Origin of the sequence: Alkalispirochaeta alkalica DSM 8900 (genome assembly GCF_000373545.1) — a bacterium.
Taxonomy (GTDB): Bacteria; Spirochaetota; Spirochaetia; order DSM-27196; family Alkalispirochaetaceae; genus Alkalispirochaeta; species Alkalispirochaeta alkalica.
This window is the reverse complement of the sequence record NZ_KB891761.1, coordinates 111,115-129,475: the sequence shown is the minus strand read 5'-3', so window position 1 is coordinate 129,475 and position 18,361 is coordinate 111,115. Positions and strand designations below refer to the sequence as shown.

The 18,361-nt window shown below is 61.7% G+C and carries 9 protein-coding genes and 1 tRNA gene; 4 read left to right on the top strand and 6 right to left on the bottom strand.

What is annotated here, in order from left to right; genetic code table 11:
• Together B071_RS0114915 and B071_RS0114900 are read right to left on the bottom strand one after the other, a co-directional pair.
• Positions 1–1,247 (bottom strand): cache domain-containing protein (locus B071_RS0114915; RefSeq protein ID WP_438829755.1); only part of this gene is annotated, 1,247 nt, incomplete at its 3' end.
• A 1,786-nt stretch (positions 1,248–3,033) separates the two neighbouring features.
• A complete protein-coding gene (locus B071_RS0114900) occupies positions 3,034–4,326 on the bottom strand; it encodes a hypothetical protein (protein WP_157703291.1) in 1,293 nt (430 codons plus the stop codon).
• A gap of 228 nt (positions 4,327–4,554) precedes the next feature.
• Between B071_RS0114900 and B071_RS0114895 the strand changes: the two genes are divergently transcribed.
• Positions 4,555–4,628, top strand: a tRNA-Asp gene (locus B071_RS0114895).
• Between the two features lie 505 nt (positions 4,629–5,133).
• On the opposite strand, the gene B071_RS0114885 is transcribed toward B071_RS0114895, so the two are convergent.
• The gene (locus tag B071_RS0114885; RefSeq protein WP_438829754.1) at positions 5,134–6,534 is read right to left on the bottom strand and encodes a PEGA domain-containing protein; all 1,401 of its coding nucleotides are present in this window, start codon (positions 6,532–6,534) and stop codon (positions 5,134–5,136) included.
• Positions 6,535–7,909: 1,375 nt separating this feature from the next.
• On the opposite strand from B071_RS0114885, the gene B071_RS0114875 reads away from it, so the two are divergent.
• On the top strand, positions 7,910–8,641 hold the full coding sequence (locus B071_RS0114875; protein ID WP_018527862.1) for a PEGA domain-containing protein: 732 nt from the start codon (positions 7,910–7,912) through the stop codon (positions 8,639–8,641).
• Between the two features lie 24 nt (positions 8,642–8,665).
• Here B071_RS0114875 and B071_RS18795 read toward each other — a convergent pair whose 3' ends face one another.
• The 3 genes from B071_RS18795 to B071_RS17995 all read right to left on the bottom strand — a co-directional run bounded on the left by B071_RS18795 (position 8,666) and on the right by B071_RS17995 (position 13,606).
• Positions 8,666–10,531 carry an FHA domain-containing protein gene (locus tag B071_RS18795; RefSeq protein WP_438829753.1) on the bottom strand — a complete coding sequence of 622 codons (1,866 nt, stop codon included), beginning with the start codon at positions 10,529–10,531 and terminating at the stop codon, positions 8,666–8,668.
• Between the two features lie 413 nt (positions 10,532–10,944).
• Positions 10,945–12,537: a serine/threonine-protein kinase gene (locus tag B071_RS0114865; RefSeq protein ID WP_018527860.1), complete on the bottom strand. Its 1,593-nt coding sequence runs from the start codon at positions 12,535–12,537 to the stop codon at positions 10,945–10,947.
• Positions 12,521–13,606: a metallophosphoesterase gene (locus B071_RS17995; protein WP_245534088.1), complete on the bottom strand. Its 1,086-nt coding sequence runs from the start codon at positions 13,604–13,606 to the stop codon at positions 12,521–12,523. Before B071_RS17995 ends, B071_RS0114865 begins: the two co-directional genes overlap by 17 nt.
• 662 nt (positions 13,607–14,268) lie before the next feature.
• On the opposite strand from B071_RS17995, the gene B071_RS0114850 reads away from it, so the two are divergent.
• Both B071_RS0114850 and B071_RS18790 read left to right on the top strand, forming a co-directional pair.
• Complete coding sequence (locus B071_RS0114850; protein WP_018527857.1) at positions 14,269–15,207, top strand: HU family DNA-binding protein; 939 nt, start codon at positions 14,269–14,271, stop codon at positions 15,205–15,207.
• 109 nt (positions 15,208–15,316) lie between these two features.
• On the top strand, positions 15,317–15,694 hold the full coding sequence (locus B071_RS18790; RefSeq protein ID WP_018527856.1) for an FHA domain-containing protein: 378 nt from the start codon (positions 15,317–15,319) through the stop codon (positions 15,692–15,694).
• Positions 15,695–18,361: the final 2,667 nt, after the last annotated feature.

Genomic DNA, 18,361 nt, shown 5'->3' with positions numbered 1-18,361 from the left:
TTTCTGTCGAGCCGCTCGGCCACGGAGCGGATACTGGCCATCATCTGCTCGATGGCGGCGCTGCTCTGGCTCACCACCGAGGACTGGTTCTGAACCTGCTCGTCCAGGCTCTCCATGTTCCGGCTGATCTCCTCGATCGTGGCCGTTACCTCCGAGACCCCCGCCGACTGGTTCAGCACCTGATCGGTCAGACTGGCCACGTTAGCCGCGATCTGGGTGATCGCCGCCGAGGTCTCCTCCATGTTCACCGAGAGGTCGCCCCCCACCTGGGACAACTGGTCCGTGGCCCCCCGGATTCCGCCGATCATCTCCCGGAGAACCCCCAGGAAGGTATTGAAGTTACTCGATATCTGGCCCACCTCGTCGCGGCCACTCACCTCAAGCGCAACCCGCAGGTCGGCCTCGCCNTGGGCCACATCGTCCAGACTCAGGGCCACGGCGCGGATGGGNTTTGCGATTCTCCCTGCCAGAACCCAGGCCGTAAGGGCCAGCACGATCAGGGCCAGCAGAAAGATCGTGGTGATGATCCCCGTGAGTTCCTGGACGGGGGCGTTCAGGTCCGCCATGGGAAGGATATAGACCACGCTCCACCGGGGGGAGCCGATGACGGGGGAGAAGATCCCCAGATTTCGCTGGCCCCGGAGGTTGGTGAAGTACTCGGCCCCTCGCTCGCCCCGGGTCACCCCCCGGCCGATCGCCTCCATGCCCGGCCAGTCCGGGGCATCGGTGATGTTCAGGCTCATCACCACGGACCGGTCGGGGTGGCCCATCACCACGCCGTCACCACCGATCACCGCTCCGTAGCCGCCCTCCCCGAAACTCATGCCNCGGGTGAGGCGGCTCAGGGANTCCAGGGTCACCGANGCGCCCAGAACACCCGCGACATCACCCCGGGGGGTTCGCACAGCATAGGCCACGGCCACNANGGCGTTCCCCGTGGCGGCGCTCTCCAGACCGTTGCTGATGGCGTAGTCTGCCCCGGCCAGGATCTCCTGGATATAACTCCTGCCCGAGAGATCTGCCCGGATTCCGTCGCTGGTGACAGCCTGGCCCCGGGTATCCACAAAGAAGACGTTCTCGTGCTCCGGGTGGAACGTCCCGTGGCGCCCCTCCAGGTACTCCGCTATTTCCTCAAAATCGGCACCACGAATCACGTTCAGGCTGCTCAGACCCCGCACCTCCTGGATGTGCCCCTCGAGCCAGCGCTGCACCTCGGCGCTGCGGGCCTCCACGATCTGCCCTGCCATCTCCATGACGGTGCTGCGCTGGACGGTGCTCACCCGCCAGACCAGAACGGCCCCAACGGCAACAAGGAGCACCACGGCCGTCCCCCCAAAGAGGGCCACCATGCGCAATCGCAGGGAACGGGAGAGCCGGCCAAANCCCGGCCGGGGGAGACGCAAGCCTCCTGCTGTTCCGGTTTTCACGCTTTTTTCGTTCTTTTCTTTTTTCATTGTATCCTGCCTGTGTGGTTAATATTCCGGGGTATCCTTTCCACCCCGTTCCGATCTGCTGTGGTTCCTGGTTGCCCCAAAGGGGGGGCAGATCCCCGGGGCAAAGACGCACCACGAGAAATACGCAAAAGAATTGTCACATCTATAGTCTAGGCATTATCTGAAGGGCGTTCAAGTTTCACACGAAAGAAATACCCCATGGGGGGAATAAAGAAAGCTTTTCCGGGAACAATGCCGACGGGGAGGGGGACAGGCCCCGCCGGCATCAGACTGTTTCTGAACAAGCCCAAGGGCCCCCGATTCAGCCCCCGGGCCTCGCACTACCACCCCATGGCAAAGAGAATGGACATGCCCATTCCCCGGGTATCCACCACTCCCTCCAGCTCGGGGGCCGAAGAGCGCACATGGAGGGCCAGCTCGGCGGCACGCAGGGGGATGCGCAGCCCCGCCCCGGCCTCCCAGAGATAATCCCGGTAGCCCAGGCTCGCCGAGAACATCTTCAGGAGGAAGACGTTCCCCTCCACCGTTGCCCCCGCNTTCAGGCGGCTGTTATCGCCAAAGACCACCTCCGCCACGGGAGTCAGATCAACGAAGGGCAGCGAAAGCCGGTAATACCCCGACACGCGGAAGGGCATGTGGATCTCGGGCTGATCTCCCGACTCAAGACGATCAAAATCAAGATCGCCCTCCTCTTCCACCGTATCAAAGGGATCATCACCGGCCTCAATCGCCGCCAGAATGCCCTCGGATTCGAAGGAAAACGAGAGATCGCTCAGGGATGCGCCGTAGCCGGGCCGGGCCGGCGAGAGCGGGATATGTACCAGAGCGGCGCCGAACCAGGGGTTGCCCTGATCGTCCAGGCGCGAGAAGCCCAGGCTCATGTTGGTTCCCATCGTCCCCTGGGGTCCGTCCTCACCAAAGAAGGTATAGATATCGCCCGAGGCGGTGATACCTCCCTCAACGGTGCCGTCTTCCTTGGCAATAAAGGAATACCGGGCCCTGGAGCCGGAATCGGCGTACAGCACCGGCGCGAAGGCCCCCACCTTTGCGCCGATAACGTACTGGCGCCACCGGTAGGAGCCGTAGAAGCCCTGCTCGAAGAAAGATTCCTGCACCAGTTCGGCCGATCCGGAGTANTNCCGGTCCAGGTCGTTCCCCTGGGTCAGGAGGCGGACAAAGCTTCTGGGCACGGTGAGGCGCGAGAGGTTGCTGGCATCGGCGTAGACCCCCAGCCCCAGACGCCCCAGGTGGATCGTTATGTGCGCCCCCAGGGAGGCGTTTCCCACCATACGCAGGCCGTCGTCGGGGGTTCGATCGTAGATGTCGTCCAGATCCACCAGGATCGTCTCGCTGAAGATGTCTCCCAGGGAGAAGACGCTGTTCCCGAAGGAGAGGTCCGCCCCGGCTGCCGCCTCCACGTAACGTCGCGAGCTGTGCCCCAGATAGGCGGGGTTGCTGCGGTGGTTCCAGGGGCTGATTCCGTTATAGGCCTGGAGAAGCGCCGGTCCCGCGAGGAGGAGCGCCGCCAGGATAGATAGTATCTTGGTTCTCTTGTTCCTGTTCATGCTCTTCCCCCTCATCAGAACTCGAAGGTTTGGTCAAACTTGACATCGGCCCGCAACACGCCACGGGCCACCTTGAACTCGGCGCCCCGTCGGATGCTCACCGTATCACCCTCACCAGTATCATTATCTTCAGGCCCACGCAGAAGGATGACAAACTCGGGGATGAACTGCCTACTATCATCTTTTCCGTCTATCATGCGATCCAGATCTTCGGGAGTAATCTCGAACTCGAAATTTTGTTGATATCCCGCTTCACCCTCTCCTATAGCCTTCAGATGTTGAGAGAAAATCCACGTGGTGGGGTCCCTCTTGCTCTCCTCGGGGTCTTTCGAGTCGGTCATACCCAGGGTTGCTGTGAGCATGTCGTTCACCACAACCATGGTGATGCTGGCAGAGCTTCCCCGAATTGCCTCCAGAAGATCATCCAGATCCTCGTCGGGATCATCGCGATCGCGGCCAAAGATGTCTTCATCCATCACCAGGTAGTTGTCTTTTTCTTCGCCGTTGTCATCATCGTCATCGCTCAAAGCCAGAAGAGTTGTTTTCGAGGCCTGCACCTCCAGAGGAACTTCCAGCCGCAACTTCAGCGCGTCAACCCTATCGGCGTCTGTAAGGTTTGCCAGAAACTCGTAGCGGATCTTTCCATCCGAGGGTTGGGCGTTAAAGAACTCTGTCAGATTCTTGAGATCATGCTCAGAAATCAATGAACCATCATTATCAGGAGAGAACGCGACAAAACCATCATCACCTGATTCTCCCAGGAGGTAGCGAAATTTCTCATCGCCATCGTGGTTCCAGGAAGCCCTCACCCGGGCACGAATTATCGTCTCGGTATCAGTATCCTCCTTGAAAGTGACCGTCAGGCTTCCTTCTACCTCTTTCAGCTCGAGATCCTCCGAAAGCGGACCCAACAAACCGGAAAGATCGATCCCATCCACGCTGTCCGCAAAGCCCACTTCAACATCATCAACAAGCCCAGGAGGAAGATCAATATCACCGAAGTCACCCTCATCAGCGGGAAACACAACATCAATACCCAGCTCCGCAAAGAGGGTAAAAGGATCAACTCCTTCAACCTCACCAGCCGTGAAGTCAGCGCCCAGAGCATCATCCCGAAAGGCATCGACAATCTCGTCCAGGATCTCCTCAAAGACCTCGTCCAGTTCGAAGGTAACCTCTCCCGCAGGAATCGCCACCGAAGGTGTGCCCCGCAGCCGCAGTTCCTCGGGCGCCTCCCACTGGCACCCTGCAGCAAAGATAACCGCCAGCGCTGTCACCAGCACCCCTGCCCGCTCTCTCCATCTCATATCGGCCCCCTCTTATTACCTTTCCCGTACCGCCGTGCCCGCCCTGCGCGACCACGGTCCGACAAATCATTCACTATTCAACTATACAACAGGGGGATCAAAAAATCAGGCTTCCCGGGAAAAAGCGGAAACAATTCCGGGGCCGATGAAAAAACAGGGCTGGTGCAAAAAAAACAGTTGACACACCGCCGCGTTTCGCGGTACAAACAGACCATCGCAGAGCGATCTGGGGGTGTAGCGAAGTTGGTTATCGCGCCGGCCTGTCAAGCCGGAGATCGCGGGTTCGATCCCCGTCACTCCCGTTTTTAAATCGTTATTGGGAAACGATTTACAAAACGTTAACATGGCCCGTTACCTTTCAGTCTGAGATCAATTCTGAGACAGGAAAGGACGGAGCAATAAAAGAGACCCCAAAGACCGAGTTGAACCGGCTGCTCCGGGATCTGCACAAGGCTCATTACGCCGGATTCACCCGCAGGGAAAAGAAAATATCCCGGCAACTGGTAGCCTACCTTAATCGCGCAAAGCGTGAGAAGGCGCGGGCATGACCAAAGAGCTTCCTTTTATACTTCACGCACGTTCAAACAAAGGCGATTGCTTACTTGGCAGGCAGAGTTCACATTGCCTGACGGCCACCCAATTATTGCACAGAAGGTCCACCCACCANACTAAAAGCGCCCACAGTACCGTGCTGACCCGGAGCATAAAAAAGCGCCCCCGGCATCAAAACCGGAAGCGCTCCCTTCCCGAACAATTCTTACCCGGCCACCCCGGCCCCCGGAGAATCCCTCCGGGAGCACCGTGAGGCTATCGCGGGGTATGGGTATACCGAACCGTCCCCTTGCGGTTGTTGCGGTCCACGTTGTACGCCGTCGCCGGGTCCTCCAGAAGGAGCAGGACCGTGTTTTGTGGCAGACTCACAATCATGTTTCCCGCAATAGCCCAGCGGCTCGTGGTATCGCGCCGCCATCGTTCGGGATAGTGCGGGCTATAGCGATCAAAAGTCCCGTCGCTGTGGAGACGGAACCCCCCGGTCTCTCCGTCGTTCAGCCAATCCCCCGTTACATCCCAATCTATCTCCTTGATGAGATAGAGCATCCCGTCACCCACCACGTGGTGCCAGTAGACAAGCCCCTGACCCACCAGTTGCTCCTGGGACCCGTAAAACCCGGAGCCATCGAACTCGACGATAACCCCTGGCCCCCGGGGATCACCGGGACTAAAGACATCGTCCGAGAGATGCCACCGGCCCGACGAACCCAGATAATCGTCATGAGGCCCCCGGGAGATCACCTGAAAAGTCCCGTCGCCACGGAAATCCAGTATCGTTCCCTGAACCCTGGGACGGTTCACGTTGATCCCCATGCGGTAGCGTCCCAAAATAAAACCATCGGAACTCACCGATATCCCCGGTTGAGCAGAAGGGGACGAGGNAGCCTCCCGGGAGGGCGCGGCTGCAGCCGGTTCATCGGCAACCCGGGGGGCATCCTGGTCCAGGGAAACCCGGTAGTAAAGGTAGGCTCGTCTGTCCGAGGTTGAGGGCGAGTAGATCGACTCGATCCCCGGACCGTAGCTATTCACCAGGTGTCGCTGGTTTCCCCAGGGACTGGGATTTGTCCCCACCGCTCCCCGGAGACGGGACTCGGCACGGGAGGGGTTGTACCAGTCCCCTGAATCGGCGGGATGATAGTACTGCCAATCCCGGTTTGTCCGGACCAGCACACGTCCCTGCTGATCCACCACGGCCATCATAAACCCGTAACTTCCGCCCCGGCGCGTGCCCACGGTGATTACATCGCCATCCCGAAGGGTCCCCGAGTGCTGAAAGGGCATGAGCGGGGCCTCGTCGCGACGCGTTGCGTAGGGCGGAGAGAACTCCCGCAGGGCAACACCGTTGATATAAATATCAGCTGTGTCCGCTGCGTGCCAGTGAAAGGTAACGGGTATACCCGGGTCTGCCGGGCGAGCCGGGGCAGCCGGGGCCGGCGAGGTTCCAGCCAGCGGCACAAGCTCCACCCGGAGCTCNTGACGGGGGCCCTGGAGGCGGATCGACGAGGTAAAATCCTCGTGGCCCGGCGCGGTAACCCGCAGGGANTANCCCCTGCTGCGCAGACGCATGGAGAAGACCGGATCGGCCTCTCCCACCAGCCTGTCGTTAATATAAACCTCGGCACCCCGGACGTTGCTGTGCAGCTCCAGGGTTGTCATCGCCTGGGCAAAGAGCTGCCCTGCCCCGGTGACGAGAATCACCGCCCCCACCAACGTTATCAGACGGATCTGTCGCATCATTTTGTACTCCTTGGTATCCCGGCATCGGCGTGCCCGGGACGTATCACGGAAACCCCCAAGCCCCAGATATAGCCTAGGCTTTTATTTTCCACTTCGCAATATTATTTTCCTCTTTCTTCAAAAAGGGCTGGCAAAGTCCCGGAGCTTGGCGAATACTGAAAGGAACCGGCGGTATTATGGAATTCAGGATTTCCTTATGGCCCGTCGGCTGGTCTGAAGTATGTACAAATCAGGAGGAAGAACGGTGATGAAACGTTTTCTGTCTGTCAGTTTCGTGGTGCTGGGAGCATTGATAGTCCTCGTCCTTGCGGGGTGCGATGATCTGTTTCTGGAAGAGGAGTTTATCTCCTCCACGGTAACGGGTTCCGTGGTAAACGCCCTTGCTGAGGGGAATGAGGACGAGTACTGGAAGAGCGGAGACGAAACCCTGGCGGGTGCCGTGGTCCGCTTCTACCGAAAGCAGGCAAACGGCCTCTATTCGTCGACACCGGCCTACACAACCACCGTGGGATCCACGGGCCAGTTCCGGCGCACCGATGTCACCGGCGGGCAGTACAAGCTCCAGGGGGTAAAAGATAACTGGAGTTTCGTCCCCATGGAGGTTACGGTAGCGGGAAAGACGATGAAAGCCCCTCCCATGATCGCCTACCAAAATGAGGATGAATACTCCCTGACCATTCTACTGGAGTGGCAGGACGAGACGATCGATCTGGATGCATATTTGACCTACTCTATCNATGATGGAGACACTAGAGGCACCATATCGTATACCTCCAGAAGCGCAAACTCGGGCGGGTTGCAGATGGAACTCCACCGGGATGTACAAGCGCTACCCGCAACCACCACCGGAATCCCCCGGGTGGAGACCATTACCGTCAGAGCACCAGATCCCAATGCAGCCTGGTTTGACTATTTTGGAGAATCAGAGATCGCAGGTGAGGATGTCCCCAACGACGAGTTGCGCTTCTACGTCAATAATTTCACACGGAGCAACGCATCCCTCACGGGAATCGACGGTACAGACAGCGACAAGAAATCAGCCAGCGCCCGGGTCCACCTGATGCTCAACCAGGGTGGCAACGATCCTGGCGAACACTACGGCACCTGGGTACTCCCCTGGAACACCGGCGAGAACACCCTGCAGGTCTTCTCGGTCATCCCCGGTGATGACCCTGGAACCTTCACCATCTTCACCCAAACCCGGTGGGTTGATGATGTAAATCCCGGCATCCGCTCTCTCTCCCTCGGCCCCGATGCGGCCGTGGACCAGATCCGCTAGAAAGGGGAGGCAGGAATGAANCTGAAACGACTTGCAATCCTTCTGCTGGCAGGGCTTCTCCTGCCGNCGGTTGCCATGGCCCAGCGGACCACCACCCGCCGGGCCCCCGTCACCCACGACCTCACCGTCCAGACCAACGTGCACGACGCCCGGATCAGCATCAACGGAGAGGTCATCAAGGGGAACACCCTGAGCCTCCCCGCCGGAAGCCACACCGTAGAGGTCTCGGCCCCGGGCTACCAGCTCTGGCGGCAAACGGTTCAGCTCTCGGGGGACCAGACCCTGCGGGCAACCCTCCAGCCCCAGGAGTTCACCCTCCAGGTGGAGTCCAACATCCGGGGAGCCCGGGTTTTCATCAACGGGAACCCCCGGGGAATGACAAACCACAGCGAACGCCTGCGGCCGGGACGCTACACCATCCGGGTCTCCGAGATGGGCTACCAGGACTGGGAGACCACCCTGGATCTGAACCGCGACGAACGGGTGGTGGTCCAGCTGCAACCGGCCCTGGCCACGGTTCGGGTGAGCATACCCTCGGGGCTTCTGAACTCCCGCGAGCGAAACCCCTCCTCTCTGGTGNGGGTTCGGGTGAACGGCGAGGTCCAGTCGGGCTCCTCCTTCCAGCTCCCGGCAGGGCGCTACACCGTCTCCCTGGAAAGCGGAGGCCTGGAGTTGCACCAGGACATCTCGGTGCAACCCGGCCGGAGCTACACCATCACACCCAACTTTTCCTGGTCCCTGGACTAGGCGGACACCGTTAGCACCCCCGGTTCACCGGGAATCCTCCTTCGGGGCGGCCTCGNGGNCGCCCCTCTTTTNGCCCTCANCCTTTTTNCCCTCCTCCGGCACCCGGGGGTCGTCAAAGANCANGGTGGCTCCCGGNAGCTGAATCACATCGCCCGGNTCCAGCACGCGCCGGGTAACGGGCTGGTTGTTCACCAGNATCTCCTGGGCACTCACCACCGTGGCGGTACCGCGCTTCTCGTCCCGCACGATCGTGGCGTGGCGGTCCCTCATATCGGGCGAAGAGGTCATGGTCAGATCGGCCTCGGCGCTGGCCCCGATCACCGTCTCCTGCCCCGAGAGATCCAGCACCCGGGTTGCCCCGCCCCGGAGCCCCAGAACCTCCAGATTGGGGCTCTTCCGGCGGTTCAGAAACCGGAGCNGNCCCAGCAGCGCCGCCGCAGCCAGCGCACCGGGAAAGAGGAGCAGCGTCAGGGGGTTCCAGTCCTCCCGGGGGAGCCCGAAGAGCGTCCCCGCGTAGTAGGCCCCCTCCCGGCTCACCCTCCCCTCCGGGGAATCCAGCTCCACCCGCANATACCGCTTCTGCGAGGGCATCGTCCCCGCCCGATAGCGCAGGCGGTACTCCTGAAGCATGGCCCGGCGGATCTCACCGTAGACGCGGCCCAGCTCGTCCCCGTCGGCGGCATCAAAAATCATGCCCCCGTTGGGCAGGACAATCTCCTCAAACAGGGGATCGGTTCCCCCGGCAAAGTTGACCCCGAAAGCCCCCACCCCCCGGCGCTGGAGCGCATCCCGGGCCTCCCCGGCCGGGACCGTCTCCATCCCGTAGAGGGGATGGGGGTCCCCCCGGTGAACCGAGAAGGGATAGTCCTCCCCGTCCGTAAGAATCAGCACNGCTCGCCGGCCCTCGAACNCCGCCAGATCCTCCGCCGCCAGAGAGATCGCCCGGTAGAGCTCGGTAAAGGCATCGTCCCGNCCCGGCCGGGTGATCGTCTCAAGAAGCAGCTCCACCGAAGCAACCGACTCCGTGGGAGCAGCCAGAAGCCGATAGTGCGTGTTAAAGGTGGCCAGNCCAACCCGGTCCCGCGAGGGGTCCAGATCCTGCAAGAACTGACGCACCGCCGCCCTCACCCCGGGCATTCTGGCGGGGTACATGCTCCCGGAATTATCCACCAGAAGCAGCACCGTGATCCCCTCNCGNTCCCCCGCCCGTTCTTCCAGAGAGATGAGCGGTCTGGAAACAAAGGTCTCTCCGTCGGCCGATTCCAGAACCCGCAGGTCCTCCAGGGAGANCCCCTCCAGGGGAGATCCCTCGTGATCGGTGATCCCCAGATAGAGATCCACGGTCTGGCGCCCCAGAAGCCGGGCGGTGTTCACCTGGCCCAGACGCACGTTCCAGGCCCCCCCCTCCTGGGGCAGGGTCAGCGCCGCAAGAACCACCAGGAGCGCCGCCAGGGGCCGGAAGAGAAACTTGGCAGAACCGATCTGCAGGACATCGTCGAACTTGAGCAGCACCGGGGCCGTCTCCTGATCCAGGGGGCGATCGTTGCGTTTCGTCTTTCCCTCCTCGGGAGGAACCAGCGCCTTCAGATAGAGCTCACCCCTCCTCTGGCGGAGCTCGGCGTGGTGTGGCGCCGTACCGGAGTAGCCCTGGATGAGAATATCGCTCCCGGGCCAGGACCCGATACGGAGACGACGCTGGTTCAGGATAAACTCCCGGCCCTTGTGCGGNCCGTTCAGCAGGCGAAAGACCCCACTGCTCTGGACCCCCTCGATCAGACTGTAAAAACCGGCCAGCAGAAACCCGTAGAGAACAAACCCCAGGGGGCGGGCAAGAAACTCCAGGGCTATTCCCCCCAGGAGCCCTCCCAGAAGCCCCCCCGAGAGGCCCATGCCGGTGCGCAGCCAGGACCGGCGCCGGATTCCCTCGGATACTCCCGCGCACAGNCCCAGAACAGACCAGCCAGCCACCCGCGAGGCGGCNAGCCCGACCCTGCCCGGGTCGCTGAGAAAAAAGAGCAGACCCTGCCCCAGGACAAACCCCAGGGCTCCGCCCAGCCCCCCCAGAACNCCCCCGAAGCCCGCTCCGGTAAGAATCCTGCGGAACCGGGCCGCCACAATNCCGTCGATCATCCCGAAAAAGGCCCCNATGACCGCGCCAAAGAGCAGACCCGAGACGATGCTGAACGANAGATAGGTGGGGAAAAAGCGCTGGACCAGAAGCATCACCTCCACCAGGGGCCACAGGGCAAGCCCGGCCAGCACTCCCACGGCCAGATAGATCANGCGTCGTATCAACAGAGACATCAGGGACTCTCCTTCAGGGGTTCCAGGTGGACCTGGAGATGAAGTCTGGCCTGCTCGGGGGCGATGGCGAGACTGAAGATCTGCTCCCCGTACCCGGGGTGGCGAAACTGAAACCGGTAGATCTGACCGCTGCGGAGACGGGAGGCCGCCTCGGCCGACCAGGGGAGNCTGCGGTTTCCCAGAAAGAGGAAAATCTCCGCCTCATCGGTCAGGCGNCGCCCGCTCTCGCGGTCCCTCACGTCGAAGGATACCACCAGCGGAAGCTCGGGAACCTCCAGAAAATCCGCCACCAGGTGATGGTGCCCCTCGCTCAGGGGGGGCACCTGGAAGGACTGCCACCAGAGGGCGGTGCCGGCCTCGATCTTGGCGCGGTACGACCCCGGGGGCAGATGCTTCCGCCGCGCCCGAAAGAGAAAATACCGGGAGGACTCCCCCTGGGGGTCGGGGAAGAAGCGCAACTCCCCCCCGTCCAGAGCGGGGATGCGGTCCCCGTCGTCCTTGAAGAGGGTTCCCCGCAGGAAGACCTCCTTCCCCTCCAGACCGGAGTTTCCCACCCGGACGGTCACCTCCAGAGCGCCCCAGGAATCGGCCTGGAAGAGCTCCCGGTGCACCCCCCGGTGAAGCCCCCACGCCACGAGGGAAGCCAGAAGAGCGGCCGTCACCAACCCCGCCAGGGCCATCACCCGCGCCCTCCTCCGGGGCCGCACCCGCAGGGCATCACCCTCCAGGCAGGCCTCCACCAGAGAATCGATCCGGCCGTGGGGCCGCAACCTCAAGCGACGATTAATGCGATCAATCACGCGATTCAGATCGGAAACACGCCGCGCCGGGAGGGGCCGCAGCATTCGCCCGATCATGCGAGCCGTGAAAAGGGAAATTCTGGGGTTGATCTTTCGCGGCCGCCGGTAGCGGCCCTTCTGGATCAGGGAGATCACCTCGGGTGAGAACGTCCCCGGGTAGGGACGTTTTCCCGTAACCATCTCGTAGAGGACGACCCCCACGGAATAGATATCGGCCCGGTGATCCACGGAACGGGTGTTCTGAAACTGCTCGGGCGCCATGTAGCTGGGCGTCCCCAGGGTCATACCCTCACGGGTCAGGGCCGATTCCTCCTCACCGCCGTGGATCGTGGCGATCCCGAAATCGACGAGCTTCACCTCGCCCCGGGAGGAGATCAGGATATTGGCAGGCTTGATATCGCGGTGGACCACCCCCCGCTCGTGGGCGTAGGCCAGGGCCCGGCAGACCTCCCTCAGAATCAGCAGGGCGGCATCCTCCTGGACATACCGGTGCCGCCGGATCAGCTCCTCCAGGGACACCCCCTCCACGTATTCCAGAACGATATAATAGGAGGACCCCTCGCGGAAATGGTCGTAGACGTCCACGATCGCGTCGTTGCGCAGATCCATCATGATCTGGGCCTCCCGGCGAAAGCGTTCGCGCATGTCGGCGCTTCCCCGGAGGGTGAGTTTCTTGATAATCACCGTCCTGTCCAGGGTGGGATGCCGGGCCGTATAGACCGCACCCATGCCCCCCTGGGCAAGACGCTGAAGCACCTGGTACTTGCCTATCGTCTCAACTGTCCTGGCCATGCCGGGCCGCCTCCTCGTCGGGGTAGTTCGGAAGATCCCGGGGCTCCCGGATCGCCTGAAGATCCTGGATGTCCCGGCAGGGATCGAATCGCCGGTTCACCGGCGGCAGGGCGACCACAAAGCGGTCGGGGTTGTGAAACTGCACGAACTGCCCCCGGGCACGCAGGGCGTAGAGCCCTCCCACGGGCCGGTGCCCTCCCAGATAGACCGCCCCGGCGGAGCTGCCGCACCGCAGATAGTGGTCCACCATGGCAGCCACGCTACCCTCCCCGGCCCGACCGTTATCGGTCCAGGTAAGGCCCTCCACCACCTCGGGATCGCTGCGGTAGTTGATCACCCGGGATCGCTCAAAGAAGCGAAGCGGCTCGGCGTGACTCGCCAGGGAGGAGGGCCCCACCGCCAGCAGGGGAAGGCTCTTCTCGAACCGTCGGACCCCCTCCAGGGGAGCCCCCGGAAAGAAGCGCTCCATGTAGGCCGCCACCATGGCCCCCTCCAGCACAAACTTGCCGAAGGGATAGTTCCCCTGGCCCCTCTCGTTGGTGATGTTCTCGTGGTTTCCCTTCAGACCGTGAACCCGGTCAGGATAGGAAGTTTTCAGCAGGGCCACAACCTGCAGAACCCCCAGACTCTCCCGCATCTCGGCATCCATGGCAGGGCGCCTGCGGAAGCCCCGGGAAAACTCCTTGTACGCCCGGAGCCAGCGCTCGCGGCCCCGAGCCTCGGCGTGGACGTAGTCTCCCAGAAAGAGCACCTGCGCCCGATCCTGCTCCAGAGCGTCGAGCAGGGGGCGGTCGATCCCGTGATCGGGGAAGGACGTCTTCAGGAGGCAGGCCAGCAGGTCCAGCCGGGCGTGGATATCGGGCAGCACCACCAGGGGCAACTCGGGCCGGAGATAGACCACCCCCCCGGGCAGCCCCTCCCGGTCGGGGGGGCGCTGCCACGAGGGCTCCGTCTCCAGGACAGCGCAGGCCCGCTCCATGTCGCTGGCCAGCTCCCCGGGATCGGGCGGCCTCTTCTGCCGCAGGATCCGGTCAAAGCGATCCCGGAAAGATTCACCCCCGGGAGTCACCTGGTCTCTCCCCCCCATTGGACGGTCACCCCCGCAGGAGGGTCTTGTTGACCTCGACGAAGTCTTCCGCCAGAACCCGGGTCACCCCGGTAAGAACCTGCTGTTCCTCTTCGGGGTCCATCTCCTCCTCAAGCAGGGCGATCGCAAAGAGCGCCGAGCTTGTATGGATGGGCCCCTGCGAAAAGGAGGCCAGCTTATCCAGGGCAAGATCATCTGTCAGAGCCGTTGCGTCGGCCGTGGCCGCGTCGGGAACATCCTGGCGCAGACCGATCGAGGTGTACTCCACCCGCCGGCCCTCCCCGNTGAGGGGACCCACCGTGATAAGGGAGCCCGAGTAGGTCAGAACCAGCGCCCCCCGGGCCTCGTCGGCCCCAAAGAGCGATACCTGGGACAGGCCGTGCTCCTCCTGGCGCTGCTCAAAGAGCGTTTTCTTCTCGAGCCAGGCCCGGGCCATACGCTCCAGCGACTCCTCCGTATCGGGCAACCCCGACGTGGCGGTGATCCGCCGCAGGTGCTCCTGAACCGTTTCCGGTATCTGATCAAAAAAATGTTCCATATCTTCCTCCTGGGCCGACCCACCAAAACCTGTGAAAATCGGCCGGCGTGATACATTGAAAGCATTCCACACGTGCCGGTGGATTTCCAGTTCCGAGGAGGAAAGTATGTCCCGTATTCAGGAAACCCCTACAACGATGGTATCGGAAGAGACGGTACCACACAACATGAAAGCTCACCTTGCCGCGATCGCCGACGAAACAGAGATCCTTCCCCGGGAGGCTGCGCTCCGGGCCGTAACACAGAACTGGCTGGAGAAGGTCCGGCTCTTTCGGGACCAGACCGCAGCCCTCCGCATGGTTCAGAAACCGAAGCTGTGCCGGGAAGATCCCCGGGGAGCCATACTTCTCACCTGCTCAGGGTCGCTCATCGTTCTGGGGCCGCAGAACGGCAAGGGAACGCGCTCCTTCGAGTACGCCAGTATCTCCCTGCGCAAGGACGTTCCCGATCTCGCACGATCGGAGGAGGCCTGGCTGGAAGAAGATGCCGAAACTGGCCGGATCGCCCGTTTCGGGGGGGCCCCGGTCACGCGGAGCTCGGAAATTCTCTCCATAGCGACCTTTGAGGAGGAGCTTCCCTGGACCGATCAGAAGGAGCGCCTGCGCCAGGGGGCCATCTTCCTGACCAACGGTTTTCTTCAGGCAAACCGGACCATCAACTCCTGCCGGGAACACGGGTCTTGCCGGGAGCAGGGGCCAGAGCGGTTTACCCTGCGTTCCATGGTCCAGTACGTGGCAACACGGAACGAGCTGACCCAGGATAAAACCCGGGAGATCATTCTGGACTACCTCACCATGGTAGAGACGGGGGTTCTTCTGGGAGAGCGCGTCTCCCTGGGCCCTCTTGGCGCGGTCCACCTTCATCTCAGGCACCCCCAAAAGGCGCGGATGGGCCGTCACCCCGGAACGGGGGAAGAGATCCTGATACCAGCCAAGCCCCGGAGAGCCATTCCCCGCGTCTCCTTCTCGTCCCGTTTCAAGGCCAACACCCTGGAACTTCCCCAGGAACGGATCGAGGAGCTTCTGCGTCGCGAAGCGGGAGAATAACCGGGAGAACAGGGACAATCGCGCAAAAAGACGCTACAATGATCACCCGCCAGGGGGCACCAAGACACCAAGGCCCCAAGGCATCGGGACTATCAGGAGCGTCAGGACCATGAGAGAACGGAAGAATCTTTTTTCGCAGGACACCTTCATTTCCGGGGGTGACGACGATCTGGTGATCCAGAAGGCGGCCACCATCAGGTGCGGCCTGAAGCCGCTTCTGGAGGCCCACGGAAAGAGCAAGGCCCTCTCGCGGAAGTCCATCGGGATCGGCCGGGACAAGCACAACGGGGTGATCATCGCCGATCCCCAGGTCTCCAAGTTCCACGCGATCATCACCTTTAAAAAGGGAGATGCCTTTATCAAGGACACGGGGAGCACCAACGGCACCCTGGTAAACGGCGAAAAGCTCCCCACAAACAAGCCCCGCCTCCTGAAAGACCAGGATCTGGTGATCGTGGGGACAACCCGCCTTACAATTCGGTACTAAAGATGAAAGACTCCGGGGGGTACCGGCCCCATACACGACGGGCGCTGCCGGAGAACCCTCCCACAGCGCCCGTACCNTGACGATTACCTCACCCGGTACTTATTGCCGGAGCGGAGCCAGGGCAGCCCTGGCCACAGCGGCTTCGATCTCCCCAGGAAGCTCGTATACAGCCTGGGATGCCAGTTCATCCAGCTTCGAGGCCCTACCGGTGATAACATGCAGAATCTCATTCATCTTGCTTACGTAGGCGTGAACCACATCGTAGGGATCTATCGNACCCGTGGAGGGCGAGATCTCTTCGACCTTGAACCCGTAGATTCCACCGTGCAACACAATCCGATCGAGTTTTTCGGTCATCTCCGTGAGGGTCATGTTCCTGAAGACATCGGCGGTAACGGAATCCATAAAATCCCTGGTCCGGCGCACCATCCCCATGTACGAAATAAGCCCCATCTCGGAAAGATCCGCGTAGATCACGCTCCGGGAGCCATCGGCAAAATTCACCTCGGCCTGGCCGACGGGCACCAGGGAATCGAACTTCAGGGACTCTCCGACACTCACACGCAGGTTNTCCTCGCTCCGAACGCTGCCNCTCGCCACATCGTAGATCTGCCACTGGCCCAGGGCAGACACGCTGTAGGAGGCGGTCACCTCGGCTCCCGNAACGTTATGGATCCGCTTCTCTGTTACCTCCAGAGGATTCATATCGGACTCAAGGGAATCGATTCCCACATAGAGGAGCAGATCAACACCCTGCGCTCTGGCAGCAGCCAGCACGGTGGAAGCGTTCTGCCTGGCCCCCACACCAAGGGTACCTGCGGGAACCAGATCGGTTACCCTGGCCAGATCGTTATCGCCCATCAGCCGCTGGCCGAGGCGGGAAGCGATCTCTCCCTCGGCGTCGTTCACGTAGACGTAGAGCCGTGCCATCGAGGCGTTCTCTGCCTGGGCAATGAGATCAGCCGTATCCTGGTAGTTCTGGACGTAATTCCCCACGGTCCGGAAATGAGCCAGGGCGACACGGGCATTCTCAAATCCCCCCGCTGCCAGGGCCGCTATTCCTGCCTGATAACGGGCCTCGGCCGCCACCTGTCGGGCCTCCCCCAGCTGGGCGCTGAAGTNCTCCGTGGAAAAGCCCATGCGGAGATCGTTCACATCGCTATGAAGTTTCACCAGCCGCTCGTAGAGGGAGACAGCTCTCTCGTAGGGGAACTCCTCCGACGAGGCCTTGGCCTGGCTGATCTGCTCCTGCAACTGGCTCGTGGCTTTGGGCAAAGCCCTGCGCAGCAGACCCGGAGCATCGTCGTGCTCGTCATTTGCCTGAAGAGCCTTCACGGCGTTCTCCGTCGCTCCCACGTAGTTTCCTGCGTCGTAATCCCGCTCTGCTGCCCGGTATTCCCGGTTACCTGCGGTCATACAGGAGGCAAAAAACAGGAGGGACACCGCAAGAGCAAGCACACTCCCCTTCGATCCATACCTGAACATAGAAATCTCCTTTTCTGAATATCCGGGCCGCCCCGTTGCACCAAGGCAACCTGCAAAACGGTCCGGGGCCTGCGCTCTTTGGCGGAGCCCGGGGGGCGCTCCGCCAGAATCATTCCTGCTTCCGGTATCAGTTCCGTCCGATCGCATTTGCCGCAGGGGCAAAGTTCAGCTGCGAGAACCCGGCGCGTACCGCCGAGGCCGTGTTGGGAGTAAAACTCGAGGGGGCCTNCCGAACCTGTTCTCCCACCTTACTCTCGATAACAGGGATATCGGAACTCACGCCCACCAGCACTTCGTTCCCCTTCGCCTCGTCCCGGTGGGTCGCACGGGTGGTATACACGCTCCGCCCGTCGGACACGCGGATAACCTCCAGGTTGTACGTCACCGTTACCGGGGCTGACAGGGCCTGGTAGGTGTGCATCACAGCGGCGTTGCGCCAGAAATCACTCACCCCGTGGTCTTCCCGGAGCTGCTGGTTGAAGGTGTCCATTCCCCCAACGTTTTCGGCGAGCGTCCGCGCAGCGTGCCAGCCGTCAACCTTGCTGTTGCCGGGATCCAGGTGCACCGACCCGTCCAGTTTCTGGTAGGCCGAGATCTCTTTGGACTCGCGCCGCTCCACGGGACGTACGTTCCCCACGGAGGCATCGGCGGTGATCTTTACCAGAAAGTCGATATTAAATCCTCTGGCATCGTCCAGACTGCTCTCCGTTGTCAGCTGCCTCACATTGCGATGGAAGGTATTGCTGCTGTCGGGGTAGATAAGACTCGCCGCCTTGTCCTGATTATTGTTCCACCACCGTCCGGTTCCCCGAAAGTGGCGCTGTCGCTGCTCGGCCTGCTCCCTGCTCTGATCGGTGAACATCCACAGAACCTTGCCCCGCTGGCTTTCCAGAGCTCTCTCCATGGCTCCCGTGACACGGTCATGAGAGGCGGCGTGGTCGGGCTCCAGAACCACATGAACCACCGTTCTGGAAGACTCGATGAACTCCGCAAAGTCCTCAATTGCATCCTCGTGACCGGTTACAGCAGGCCAACCGCCGACAAAAGCCACGTACCGCAGGAAGACGTCTTCGGCTCCCCATTTGCTGTCCCGGGTACCGTTGAAGGCGCGCACCGCGGCACGAGCTTCTCCGTGATAGAGATCGGCGAGCCGTTGCGCGTAGGGATAAATCCGCGGGTTCA